The organism is Streptomyces sp. NPDC046881 (assembly GCF_040645015.1).
In the GTDB taxonomy this organism is placed as follows: domain Bacteria; phylum Actinomycetota; class Actinomycetes; order Streptomycetales; family Streptomycetaceae; genus Streptomyces.
In genome coordinates this window covers 58811-70849 of sequence record NZ_JBEYXJ010000020.1, presented here as the reverse complement: position 1 = coordinate 70849, position 12039 = coordinate 58811, and the positions used below count along the sequence as shown (strand labels likewise).

Here is a 12039-nt window from a genome sequence, read left to right as displayed (position 1 = left end):
GGACGGCGGGCGTCAGGCGCAGCCCAGCTCGCCGAGCATCCCCTCGCGCAGGCGGGTGATGATCCGCTTGATCAGCCGGGAGACGTGCATCTGGGAGCAGCCGAGCCGTTCGCCGATCTCCGCCTGGGTGGCTTCCTCCACGAACCGCAGGTGGATGATCTGCCGGTCGCGTTCGCTCAGCTCCGCCATCAGCGGGGCGAGCGCGTGGAAGTCCTCCACGAGCCGCAGTCCCTCCTCCTCCACGCCGATGAAGTCGGCGAGCACCGCCTCGCCGTCCTCGGGGCCGTCGCCGGTGAGTGCGGCGTCCAGGGAGGCGGAGTTGTACCCGTTGGAGGCGAGCTGGGCCTCGACCACCTCCTTCTCGGAGATGTTCATCAGCGTGGCCAGCTCGGCGGTCGTCGGATCGCGGTCCAGCCGGCTGGACAGCTCCTCGCGGGCCTTGGCCAGCTCCACCCGCAGCTCCTGGAGCCGGCGCGGTACGTGGACCGCCCAGGTGGTGTCGCGGAAGAACCGCTTGATCTCACCGACGATGTACGGCAGCGCGAACGACGTGAACTCGACCTCGCGTGCCAGTTCGAACCGGTCGATCGCCTTGATCAGGCCGATCATGCCGGTCTGGACGATGTCCTCCATGTCGTCGCCACGGCCCCGGAACCGTCCGGCCGCGAACCGCACCAGCGACATGTTCATCTCGATGAGGGTGTTGCGCGCGTACTGGTACTCGTGCGTGCCCTCTTCCAGCTCTGTCAGTCGGCGGAAGAACTGCCGGGAGAGCTCCCGGGCGTCCCGTGGGGCGACGGACGCGGGGTCCGCGATGCCAGGCAGTGATCCCTCGCCCGTCCTGTCCTGCTCGGTCTGCTCCACGACCTCTGCTTCCGACCGGATCCCGGCGGCGGTGTTCATTGCCTCTCCCATGAAAGTCACGGTTCGACGTCCGCCTCTACGGCTCGCGTCGGATGCCCGGTACAGCTCTCATGCCCCGGGTACCCGTCGGCCGGCGGTGTATGCGTGCCGCCGAGGCGCTCACGGCGCGGGTACCCACGGTGACGCGACGCATGCACCGGCCGTCCGGCACTGGCGGGAAACCGCCGGTCCGAGCCCCCGGGCCGCCGGGATTTCCCTCAGGGCGCAACGCCGGGCCCTTGCCCCCGGCGGTGCCGCTCCTAGGCTGACGGGATGAGCAACCCGGTGAGCGACGAGTCCCGAGTGATCCCTCTGCCCGCGCCCAGGGAGCCCCTCTGGCGGGACCTGGTCGGCGAGGTGCTGCGCCGCGAGCGGCAGGCGCAGGAACGCACGCTCAAGGACGTGGCCGACGCGGCCCGGATCTCGCTGCCCTACCTGTCCGAGATCGAGCGGGGCCGCAAGGAGGCTTCGTCCGAGGTGCTCGCCGCCGCCGCTCAGGCGCTCGGCCTGGGACTCGGGGACCTGCTGTCGCGGGTCCACGGCGAGCTGGCCCGCCGCACGGCCGAGCGCCGGCCCGCCGCCGCACCGCACCGCTCCCACCGCGGGCTCTGCCTGGCCGCCTGACCCGGGCCGGCCGTGCACCTCGGCCGCACCCGTCCGGGTGATCCGGCGCCGGACCGATGAGTTTCGCGCGGCGGCGCGGTCGATACCCATGACCGCGTTCCACGCCCCGCACCACGCCCAGGAGGCGCTCATGACCACCGACGGATTCACCACGTGTCTCTGGTTCGACGGCCAGGCGGAGGAGGCCGCCCGGCTCTACGTGTCAGTCTTCGAGAACTCCGCCATCGGCCGCGTCGTCCGGTGGCCCGAGTCCGGTCCCGGTCCGGCCGGTTCCGTGCTGACCGTGGAGTTCACCGCCAACGGCCAGAAGTTCGTCGCGCTCAACGGCGGCCCCGAGTTCGGGTTCAACGAGGCGGTCTCCTTCCAGATCCTCTGCGCCGACCAGGACGAGATCGACCACTACTGGACGAGGCTCACCGAGAACGGCGGCGAGGGCGGCTCGTGCGGCTGGCTCAAGGACAGGTACGGCGTCTCCTGGCAGGTCGTCTACGCCCCGCTGCTCGACATGATCGGCGACCCGGACCCGGAGAAGGCCGCGCGCGCCACCACGGCCATGATGGGCATGGGCAAACTGGACGCCGCGGCCCTGGAGCAGGCGTACGCCGGCGGGCGGCCGTAGGACCCGGCCGCCGTCACCGCGCCCCGGCGTCGGCGAGGAGCTCGGCGATCACATGCCGGGAGTTCTCCGCCAGGGCCGGGTTGGTGTCCCAGTAGTACGGCAGCTGGACCAGCGAGATAGACAGCGCCCAGCCCCGCCCGCGCGCCCACTCCGCGTCCCCGGCGCCGACGGCCTCGCGGAAGGTGTCCCGGGCGGTCGCCGGCAGCAGGTTCCAGGCCGCGATCAGGTCCACGGCGGGGTCGCCGACCCCGGCGGTGCCGAAGTCGATGACCGCGCTCAGCCGTCCGCCGTCCGGGAGAGCGCCACCCGGGTCGGCTCGTCCCGGTCGGCGAGCGGCACGCCCCGGCCGGCCGCCGGCCCGTCGTGCGGGTCGATCCGGCGCAGCGCACGCACGAATCCCCCCAGCTCCTCGGCGAGCCGCTCGGGTTCCGCCACGGCTCCCGCGACCGGATTGCGTCCCGCCAGCCAGCGGTACACGGACCAGGGCCACGGGAAGCCGTCATCGGGTTCGCCCACGCCCAGCGGCTCGGGCACCGGCACCGGAAGCAGCGGACCGAGCCGGGGCAGCCAGCGCTGCTCGTGCGTCACGTCCGGCACGGCGGACGGGCGCCGGGGGAGCCGGACCACGAGATCGCCGCCCAGACGGAACATGGCGTTCTCGGTCCCCGAGGACGCGAGGCGCCGTACGGGCAGCGCCGCCCATTGCGGGAACCGGCGGGCGATCAGCCGCCGGACCAGCGGGGCGTCGAGGGCGATCTCGTCGCTGTGCATCCGCGGGATGCTGGGGAAGGCACTCATCGAGGCCCATCCCAGCGCCCCGACGCCCGTGCTGTCGACGGGATTTCGCCGGGGTCAGACCCGGTCGGCCACGATGAGCAGGTACTGGAAACTGCCGTTGCGGTACGCGGACAGGAACGTGTCCTCGATGCCGGTGACCAGGTGGTCCGCCTCCCTGCGCAGTTCCCAGTAGGGGATCGTGGCCTGTGTCAGGTCTTCCACGTGCACGGGCACCAGCCGGTTGCGGGCCATCGCGCGGAAGTACGCCGACCGCGGATGGATGTCGCAGATGTAGTGCGCGTTGATCAGCGACACCTCGCGGGAGGCCCGCCCGTAGGTGTCGTTGTAGCAGCCGGTGATCACCACGTAGCGTCCGCCGCGGCGCAGCAGCCGGGCGTGCTCCGCGAAGAGCAGGTCCAGCTCGACGTACATGGTGGACTCGTTGTTCCAGGACGCCGCGTACGCGCCGGTCTCGAAGCCGGTGTCGAGCATGTTGCGGTGGTGGTAGCGCACCTTGCCGTCGATGCCCCGACGGCGGGCCTGCTCGTTGGCGAAGTCGGCCTGCTTGGCGGAGATCGTGACGCCGTCGGCGTGGCAGCCGTACCGCAGGTGCGCCACCACGCTGCCGCCGCCGCGGCCGCAGCCGGCGTCGAAGACCCGGTCGGTGGGGGAGAGCGGCCCGAGGTGGGAGGCGAGCAGTTCGGCCTGGGCGTGTTCGAGCCGGTGCAGCTCGGTGGTGATGCGCTCCCGCCGCAGCGCGCTGTCCGGCTCGTCCAGCACAGAGCGGTCGGCCGCTCCGATCCCGTAGTGGTGGTGGTAGAGGTCGTCGATCTTGCCGAGTTCGAGGTTGACCGGGTTCTCCTCGGCGTTCCAGTAGTCGGCGACGCGGCTCTGGTAGGTGGACTGGGCCGGTACCGGAACGGATGCGGTCCGGGTGACGGGCACGGTCGTCAACGGTGGCTCCTCGTTGCGCAGTGGGGGGTGGTTCGTTCGGTGAGAGCGGGCGATTACCAGTAGTCGGGCAGGTGGTAGCGGTGGGAGTTGGTGGCGTGCCACTCGTGGTTGCCGGACACCCAGTCGGCCAGTCCCTGGGCGTAGCGCTCCACGACGGGCGAGGTGCCGGACAGGACGGCGGACTCCTCCTCGAAGGCCTCCATGATCCGGTTGTGGATCTCGACGGACTTCAGATAGGCGGCCTTCAGCCCGCAGCGCTCGTTGGCGGCGACCACCTGCGGCAGGTTCAGGTGGGTCGGATCGCTGGCCAGCTCCTTGGTGAAGGAGTACAGGTCGTTCATGATGGTGGTGGCGTTGCAGGCCAGCGCCGTGATCCGCTGGATCTCGGGGCGGGCGTAGACCTGTTCGGGCAGTTCGTAGCCGTCCACCGCGTCGACGATCGACAGACAGGGCCGGAAGTTGTTGAACTGCCGCATCACCAGGTACTCCCACACCCTGGGCGTGTACCGGGTCTCCGCCCAGGCGGCCTCGGCCAGGTAGCCCAGGTGCAGCCGGGCGATGTCGTGCACGAACCGGTCGGTCTGGCTGGGCGTGGCGAACGTCGCGTAGTCGGCGAGGGCGAAGTGGTACGAGCGCAGGGGACCGTCGGCCCGTACGCCCTCGCGCCACTCCTCCTCCAGCTCCGGGATGCCGTGGTAGGGGTCGATCGCCGACTGTGCCGTGATCAGCCGTCCGCCGAGGCCGCGGCGGGCGCCGCCCCGGCCCTCGTCCTCCTCGCAGTAGCAGGAGTCGACGACGTTCTCCGCGAGCAGCAGCTTGCCGGCGGCCGTCAGGCGGTCCAGGTCGAGGGCGCCGGGATGCTGCAGGACGACGGCCCGGCCGAACTGGAAGCCGGAGAAGTCCCCTTTCCACGCCGCGGGGAACAGGTCCAGGCCGCGCGCCCAGGACTCCAGCCGCCGGTCGACCTCGGCGGCCTTCGCCGGGTCGGCGGGAGCGGCCGGCCGGTGGCGCAGTCCGGGGATCGTCCCGGTGCGCCGGTCCCTGCGCATGCTCCGGGCGATGTCCGGCGGTCCGGGCAGCCGGTACGCGTGGGTCGGTGTGCTCATCGCGTGCTCCCGGCCGTCACTCGGCGGTCCGGCCGACCTGGACGTTCTCCAGGATTCCGGCGGCGTCGGGCACCAGGATGGCCAGCGAGTAGTAGGCCGTCACGAGGTAGTTGACGATCGCGGCGCTGTCGATGCCCATGAAGCGGACGTTCAGGCCCGGCTGGAACTCCTCGGGGATGCCGGTCTGGTAGAGGCCGATCACCCCCTGGTCGGCCTCGCCGGTGCGCAGCGCGATGATGCTGCTGGTGTGGTTCCCGGTGATCGGGATCTTGCTGCACGGGAAGATCGGCACGCCTCGCCAGGCGGGCACCTCGTGACCGTCGACGCTCGCGGTGCCCGGCACCAGACCCCGTTTGTTGCACTGCCGGAAGAAGGCCGCGATGGCCTTCGGGTGGGCCAGGAACACCTTCGTCTTGCGCCGCATCGCCAGCAGTTCGTCCATGTCGTCGGGGGTCGGCGGTCCCGTCAGGCTGCTGATGCGCTGGCCGTAGTCGACGTTGTGCAGGAGTCCGAACTCGCGGTTGTTGACCAGCTCCCACTCCTGCCGCTCGCGGATCTCCTCGACGGTCAGCCTCAGCTGCTGGGCGGTCTGGTCCATCGGGTCGTTGTAGAGGTCGGCCACCCTGGTGTGCACCCGCAACACGGTCTGCGTGAGCGACAACTCGTACTCGCGCGGCGTGAGGTCGTAGTCGACGAAGCCGGCCGGCAGGGTCGCCTCGCCGACGTGCCCGGCCTGCACGGGCAGCTCCGCCTCGCCCTTGCGGTTCATCGGCCGGCGCTGCCGCTCGACGTACGCCCGCAGGTGCGCCGCGAGGGAGGGCACCCGTGCGGTGTACTCCTCCACGACCGCCCAGGGCAGCGCCAGCACCACACCGGCGGTCTCCGCCCGGACGGAGGTCAGCCAGAGCGGATCGGACTGGCCGACCGCCTCGTCGCCCATCTGGTCGCCGTCGGTGACGACGCCGACGATCTCCTCGTCGCCGTACTTCCCGACGGCGTAGCGGGTGAAGCGTCCGTGCGCCACGAGGTAGGCCTCGGTGACCGGCTGCCCCGCCTCGAACAGCACCTGGCCCGGGCGCACCTCCCGGGGCTGGAAGCGGGTGGCGATCTCCCGCAGCACCTCGGTGTCGGGATAGCCGCGCAGGATCGGCAGCTCGGTCAGGGTCTCGGGAATCACCCGGACGTCGTCGGCGCCGTTCTGCTCGAAGTGCACGCGCCCCCGCCCGGTGCGCAGCTGCAGACGCCGGTTGACCCGGTAGGCGCCGCCCTTGACGTCCACCCACGGCAGGGTCTTCAGCAGCCATCGCGAGGTGATGGCCTGCATCTGCGGTTCGGACTTGGTGGTGGTCGTGAGCTGCCGGGCCGCCCGGGTGCTCAGGCTGGTGAGCCGGGCGTCGGCCGGGGGGCCGGACTCGGGTTCGTCGACTGCGGAACCGGTGGCGATGTCCGGAGTGGACACATTCCCTCCTGCAAACAGGCGGACGGGGACGGTACGGATCGGATCTCGGTGGTGCGCGGGATGCCGCTGTGCTCGGAACAGCCAAACAGGACGTCTGATGCCCCGGTACAGCGTGAAAGGGGCGCTTTCGATCACTGTGTGGCGCAAACCTGCGGGAGGTGTGTTCTGTGGCGGTTGTGGCGACCGCGCGCCGATCTTGTGCACCCGCGCCCGGCTTTGCCGAGGTTTACGGCCCCGGGCGTTCGGCGAGCGGGGCGACGGGGGGATGGCTAGCGTGAGGAAGCGGGACAGAGCAGCTGACCGAGAGGGCTTCGATCATGGCCGTGCAACCCGAGGGAACGCCCTGTTGGGCCGATGCGATGTTCAGCGACGTCGAGGGGGCCAAGCGGTTCTACGGTGACGTCCTCGGCTGGACCTTCGGCGAGTCGTCGTCGGCGTACGGCAACTACACGCAGGCCTACGCGGACGGCAAGGCCGTCGCCGCCGTCGTCCCGCCGATGCCCGGCCAGGAGGGCCAGTCGCAGTGGTGCCTGTACTTCGCCTCGCCGGACGCCGCGGCCACCGCGGACAGGATCCGGCAGAACGGCGGCGAGGTGCTGATGGAGCCGATGCAGGTGGGCGAGTTCGGCACCATGTGCCTGGCCCGGGAGCCCAGCGGGGCCGTGTTCGGCGTGTGGCAGGCGGGCACCCACGAGGGCTTCGAGACGACGGCCACGCCCGGCGCCTTCTGCTGGGCCGAGGTCTTCACCAGGGAGCCGGACCAGGCGGACGCCTTCCTCTCGGCCGTCTTCCCGTACCGGATGAAGGAGATCGAGGACGACGCGGTCGACTTCCGGATGTTCGACGTCGGCGAGGACACCGTCCTCGGCCGGATGCGCATGACGGACGACTTCCCGCCCGAGGTGCCGTCGTACATCAACGTCTACTTCGCCGTCGACGACTGCGACGCCGCCGTCGACCGGGCCGTCAAGCTCGGCGGGATCCTCCGCTTCGGGCCGATGAGCAGCCCCTTCGGCCGGTTCGCGGCGCTGAGCGACCCGCAGGGCGCGAACTTCTCGGTGATCGACATCGCGACCACCGAGGGCGAGATGCCGAAGGTCAGGGACGTCTGAGCGGTCCCGGAACGGCGCTGCCTGCGGCCATGGCATGATCGAGGACATGCGTGAACGTGTGGTGGCCGCGTGCGACGGGGCTTCGAAGGGAAACCCCGGACCGGCCGGATGGGCGTGGGTGGTCTCGGACGGCGACGAGCGGACCCCCGCGCGCTGGGCGGCGGGCCCGCTCGGCCGGGCCACCAACAACGTCGCCGAGCTGACGGCCCTGGAGCAGTTGCTCGCGGCCGTCGACCCGGACGTCCCGCTGGAGATCCGGATGGACTCCCAGTACGCGATGAAGGCCGTCACCACCTGGCTGCCCGGCTGGAAGCGCAACGGCTGGAAGACCGCCGCCGGCAAGCCCGTCGCCAACCAGGACCTGGTGGTCCGCATCGACGAGCTGCTCGGCGGCCGGTCCGTCGAGTTCCGCTACGTGCCCGCCCACCAGGTCGACGGCGACCCGCTGAACGACTTCGCCGACCGCGCGGCCAGCCAGGCGGCCTCCGTCCAGGAGCCGGCCGGCAGCGCGCTCGGCTCGCCGGAGCCCCCGCCGTCGCCCGACACCCCGAAGGCGGCCGGGTCGCCGCGCGGGAAGGCGCCCCGCCGCACCGGCGGCGCCGCGTCCTCGCGCTCCGGGGGCGGCGCGTCCGCCCGCACGATCAAGGCGAAGTTCCCCGGCCGCTGCCAGTGCGGCCGGCCCTACGCGGCCGGCGAGAAGATCGCCAAGAACGCGCAGGGCTGGGGCCACCCGGAGTGCCGGACCGCCGAGGTCTGATCAGACGTCGAACGTGTAGAACTTCGTGTGGTCCAGCAGGTCCGCGGGGCGCACGGTGTTCCACGGCTTCATGGTGTCGTTCAGGTCCACCACGTCCGGCGTGCCGCCCGTCGGCACGTAGCCGACGCCCGGGTGCCGCCGCTGCCACTCCGACCAGAGCTTGTCGATGTAGGCGTGGTGCAGCCAGAACACCGGGTCGTTGGGGGAGACCCCGGTGGCCATCTGCCCGCCGACCCACACGTGCACCCGGTTGTGCAGGTTGACCCCGCGCCAGCCCTCCAGGTGGTTGCGGAAGCCGTCCGAGGCGCTGTTGTAGGGCGCCATGTCGTACGTCGCCATCGACAGCACCGACTCCACCTCGGCGCGCGTGGGCAGCTCCCGCACGCTCGTGCCGAGCGAGCGGCGCAGGAACGTACGGCCGTCGACCCGCACGTTGACCGACCAGTTGCCCGTGGACGCGGCGAACGGGCCGTCCATCACCCGGCCGTCGGTGCTGCGCCCGGTGCCGCCGAGGAAGTCCGGGGCCCACAGCGAGGCGCGCACCGTGCGGTCGGTGCTCCAGTCCCAGTAGGGCAGCGCCACCGAGGAGTCCACGGACTGCAGCGCCTGCTCGAAGTCGAGCAGGAATCTGCGGTGCCAGGGCAGGAAGGACGGGGAGCGGTGGCCGGTCCGCTCGCCGGTGTCGGTGTCCGACATGATGAACTCGTTGTGCGTGCGGACGAAGTCGTCGTAGCGCCCGCTGCGCTTGAGTTCGAGGACGGCGGCCACGAACCGCTTCTTCTCGTCGGCGGTGAGGGTGGCCTGGTTCTTGCGTACGGTCATGGTGCGCGGTGCTCCGGAAGTCCTTGCGAGGGTGGTCAGTTGGCGGGGAACGGCAGCAGCGGTGCGCCCTGCAGCTCGTCCACCGCGGCACGGGCGGCGGCGCGCGGGGTGAGCACCGGGTCGTAGTGGCTGACGACGCTGATCCAGCTGCCGTCGGCGTTCTGCATCACGTGCAGCTGCACGCCGTCGACGAACACCGCGTAGCCGCCGCCGTGTTCGTGGTGGTGTCCGCCGCCGCTCGCCGGACGCCCCTGTATCCGGCGGCCCTTGTAGACCTCGTCGAAGGAGTCCGGGGTGGTGGGCGTGTGGTGGCCGGCGGCCGACGCGGCGGGCGCGGCGAGGGTGGCGGCGACCGAGGCCGTCGCGGCGACGGCGGCTGCCGTGGTGAGCGCGCGGCGCCGGGTGATGTCGGGCATGCGGGTCCTCCTCAGGAGTGGTCCGGTGGTGACCACGCATGCCTATCGGGACGTTCAGGAGCGGAAGAAATCGGCCGGAACCGGTTGGCTACGATCCGGACAATTAACAACATGTCCTACAGAGTTGAACTAAGATGATCTTGCTCTGACGGTGGGTCGATCTGCTCCGGAACGGGGAATTCCTTGCCGGGGCGTCCGCGTTTTCGATGATCCTTTCCGGCTGCCGTCCGTCCGGGTGGCGCGGCTCACCGCACCAAGCTGACGCGATCGGGCGGCCCGCCGTCCTGCTACCCTCCGGTTCCGTCCGATCACGTCCGGTGACTGACAGGGGTGTGCGTGTGAAGGTCGTCTGCGTCGGAGGCGGGCCCGCGGGCCTGTGCCTCGCCATCCTGCTCAAGCGGCAGGACCCGTCCCATGACATCACCGTCCATGAACGCAACCCGGAGGGTTCCACCTACGGCTGGGGTGTCACGTACTGGCGCGGACTCCTGGACAAGCTGCGGGAGCACGATCCGGAATCGGCGCGCGCGATCGAGGAGCACTCCGTGCGCTGGACCGACGGCGTCGCCCGCGTCGGCGACCTGACCACCCGGCACCGGGGCGACGAGGGCTTCGGCATCGGCCGGCACCGGCTGCTCGGCCTGCTCGCCGACCGGGCCCGCGCCCTGGGCGTCCGCCTGGAGTTCGAGAGCGAACCGACGGAGCCGCCCGCCGACGCCGACCTCGTCGTCGCGGCCGACGGCGTGCACAGCGCGCTGCGCACCCGCGCGGCCGGCCACTTCGGCACCCGCGTCACCGCCGGCCGCAACCCCTACGTCTGGCTCGGCACCACCAAGGTCTTCGACGCCTTCACCTTCGCCTTCACCGAGACCGAGCACGGCTGGATCTGGGCCTACGGCTACGGCTACAGCGGCGACCACAGCACCTGCGTCGTCGAGTGCTCCCCGCGGACCTTCACCGGCCTCGGCCTGGACCGCGCCGACGAGGCCGAGGGACTCGCCCTGCTGGAGAAGCTCTTCGCCGACGTCCTCGACGGCCACCCCCTCATCGCCCGCGCCGGCGCCTCCTGGCAGACCTTCCGCACCCTCACCAACCGCACCTGGCACCACGGCAACCTGGTCCTGCTCGGCGACGCCGCCCACACCACCCACTACTCCATCGGCGCCGGCACCACCCTCGCCCTGGAGGACGCCATGTGCCTGGCCGGCGCCCTGCGCGAGCACGCCGCCCTGCCCGAGGCCCTCGCCGCCTACGAACGCCGGCGCCAGGCGGAACTGCTGTCCGTGCAGAGCGCGGCCCGCTACAGCGCCCAGTGGTACGAGAACCTGCCCCGCTACATCCACCTGCCCCCGCACCGGATGTTCGCCCTGCTCGGCCAGCGCCACTCGCCGCTGCTGCCCTACGTTCCGCCGCAGCTGTACTACGGCCTGGACAAGGCGGCCGGACAACTGGAGCCGCTGCGCCGGCTCAAGCGCTGGCTCGGCCCCCGCGCCGCCCGCGCCCTGCACGCCCGCTCCACGTCCCGCCGGGGCTAGCCGCTCTTCGGCAGCTCCCCCCACCCAAGGAGTCCCCGCATGGCCGTACCCGTCGCGTTCGACCACACCTCGACCGGCTACAGCCTCCAGCGCGCCTACTGGCTGGCCCGCGCCGCCGCACTGGCCTACGAGGACCGGGCCGCCATCGAGCACCAGGCCGCCCAGTGGGGCTTCGAGGAGGTGCGGCACCACCACACCCGGTTCACGCCGCCCTTCCCGCTGGAGGACACCCAGGCCTGCACCCTGGCGAGCGACCGTATGATCGTCACCGCGTTCCGCGGCACCGAGCCCGCCCAGATCAAGGACTGGCTCTCGGACGCGACCACCCCGCCCCGGCCCGGCCCCGGCGGCCACGGCTACGTCCACCACGGCTTCGCGCAGGCCCTGGAGTCCGTCTACCCGTCCGTGCACGACGCCCTCGCCGAGCTGCGCACCGACGGCCAGGCCGTCTACCTCACCGGGCACAGCCTCGGCGGAGCGCTCGCGATGCTGGCCGGCGCCCGCCTGTACCTGGAGGAGCCGCACCTGGCCGCGGACGGCGTCTACACCTACGGCCAGCCCCGCACCTGCGACCGGATGCTCGCCGAGGCCTTCCACAAGGGCTTCGGCGGCCGGATGTACCGCTTCGTCAACAACAACGACATCGTCCCCCAGCTCCCGCCGGAGCCCGCCTTCACCCACGTGAGGGCGCTGCGCCACTTCGACTCCAAGGGCCGGCTGCACGAGTCGATGCCGATGCTCTCGGCGCTCGGCGACCGGGCCAAGGGGCTGACGGCGGACCCGTTCGCGCCCGCCTCCGACGGAATGCGCGACCACTTCATGCACCACTACCTGGCCGTCCTGGAGCAGAACCTGGCCTGAGACCCCGGCGTCCCCGTTCGGGCGAAGAAACGTTGGTGAATACCCATTCACTCGATAAGGTGAATGGGTATTCACCTCGTCACCGTGCCGCCCG

12 protein-coding genes and 1 pseudogene are annotated in these 12039 nt (G+C 71.4%); 6 read left to right on the top strand and 7 right to left on the bottom strand.

Annotation, left to right across the window (positions count from 1 at the left end):
- Nucleotides 1-12 precede the first annotated feature (12 nt).
- The gene (locus ABZ923_RS13010; protein WP_361470426.1) at nt 13-903 is read right to left on the bottom strand and encodes an RNA polymerase sigma factor SigF; all 891 of its coding nucleotides are present in this window, start codon (nt 901-903) and stop codon (nt 13-15) included.
- Between the two features lie 273 nt (nt 904-1176).
- On the opposite strand from ABZ923_RS13010, the gene ABZ923_RS13005 reads away from it, so the two are divergent.
- Both ABZ923_RS13005 and ABZ923_RS13000 read left to right on the top strand, forming a co-directional pair.
- Nucleotides 1177-1527: a helix-turn-helix transcriptional regulator gene (locus tag ABZ923_RS13005; RefSeq protein WP_361470358.1), complete on the top strand. Its 351-nt coding sequence runs from the start codon at nt 1177-1179 to the stop codon at nt 1525-1527.
- A 130-nt stretch (nt 1528-1657) separates the two neighbouring features.
- A complete protein-coding gene (locus ABZ923_RS13000; RefSeq protein WP_361470424.1) occupies nt 1658-2146 on the top strand; it encodes a VOC family protein in 489 nt (162 codons plus the stop codon).
- Between the two features lie 13 nt (nt 2147-2159).
- Here ABZ923_RS13000 and ABZ923_RS12995 read toward each other — a convergent pair.
- The 4 genes and pseudogenes from ABZ923_RS12995 to ABZ923_RS12980 all read right to left on the bottom strand — a co-directional run bounded on the left by ABZ923_RS12995 (nt 2160) and on the right by ABZ923_RS12980 (nt 6442).
- A pseudogene (locus ABZ923_RS12995) lies at nt 2160-2917 on the bottom strand (aminoglycoside phosphotransferase family protein).
- A gap of 81 nt (nt 2918-2998) precedes the next feature.
- Complete coding sequence (locus ABZ923_RS12990; RefSeq protein WP_361470356.1) at nt 2999-3877, bottom strand: geranyl diphosphate 2-C-methyltransferase; 879 nt, start codon at nt 3875-3877, stop codon at nt 2999-3001.
- Nucleotides 3878-3930: 53 nt separating this feature from the next.
- On the bottom strand, nt 3931-4983 hold the full coding sequence (locus ABZ923_RS12985) for a family 2 encapsulin nanocompartment cargo protein terpene cyclase (protein WP_361470354.1): 1053 nt from the start codon (nt 4981-4983) through the stop codon (nt 3931-3933).
- A 16-nt stretch (nt 4984-4999) separates the two neighbouring features.
- On the bottom strand, nt 5000-6442 hold the full coding sequence (locus ABZ923_RS12980) for a family 2B encapsulin nanocompartment shell protein (protein ID WP_361470352.1): 1443 nt from the start codon (nt 6440-6442) through the stop codon (nt 5000-5002).
- A 317-nt stretch (nt 6443-6759) separates the two neighbouring features.
- Here ABZ923_RS12980 and ABZ923_RS12975 point away from each other — a divergent pair, with 317 nt between their 5' ends.
- Both ABZ923_RS12975 and ABZ923_RS12970 read left to right on the top strand, forming a co-directional pair.
- A complete protein-coding gene (locus ABZ923_RS12975) occupies nt 6760-7554 on the top strand; it encodes a VOC family protein (protein ID WP_361470350.1) in 795 nt (264 codons plus the stop codon).
- Nucleotides 7555-7588: 34 nt separating this feature from the next.
- Nucleotides 7589-8311, top strand: coding sequence for a ribonuclease H (locus ABZ923_RS12970; RefSeq protein WP_361470348.1), 723 nt, complete (start codon nt 7589-7591; stop codon nt 8309-8311).
- On the opposite strand, the gene ABZ923_RS12965 is transcribed toward ABZ923_RS12970, so the two are convergent.
- On the bottom strand, nt 8312-9133 hold the full coding sequence (locus tag ABZ923_RS12965; RefSeq protein WP_361470346.1) for a tyrosinase family protein: 822 nt from the start codon (nt 9131-9133) through the stop codon (nt 8312-8314).
- A gap of 35 nt (nt 9134-9168) precedes the next feature.
- Nucleotides 9169-9549 (bottom strand): tyrosinase cofactor, encoded by a 381-nt coding sequence (locus ABZ923_RS12960; RefSeq protein WP_361470344.1) that lies wholly within the window; start codon nt 9547-9549, stop codon nt 9169-9171.
- 332 nt (nt 9550-9881) lie between these two features.
- Here ABZ923_RS12960 and ABZ923_RS12955 point away from each other — a divergent pair, with 332 nt between their 5' ends.
- Together ABZ923_RS12955 and ABZ923_RS12950 are read left to right on the top strand one after the other, a co-directional pair.
- Nucleotides 9882-11084 carry an FAD-dependent monooxygenase gene (locus ABZ923_RS12955; protein ID WP_361470422.1) on the top strand — a complete coding sequence of 401 codons (1203 nt, stop codon included), beginning with the start codon at nt 9882-9884 and terminating at the stop codon, nt 11082-11084.
- Between the two features lie 39 nt (nt 11085-11123).
- Nucleotides 11124-11945: a lipase family protein gene (locus ABZ923_RS12950; RefSeq protein WP_361470342.1), complete on the top strand. Its 822-nt coding sequence runs from the start codon at nt 11124-11126 to the stop codon at nt 11943-11945.
- Nucleotides 11946-12039 lie beyond the last annotated feature (94 nt).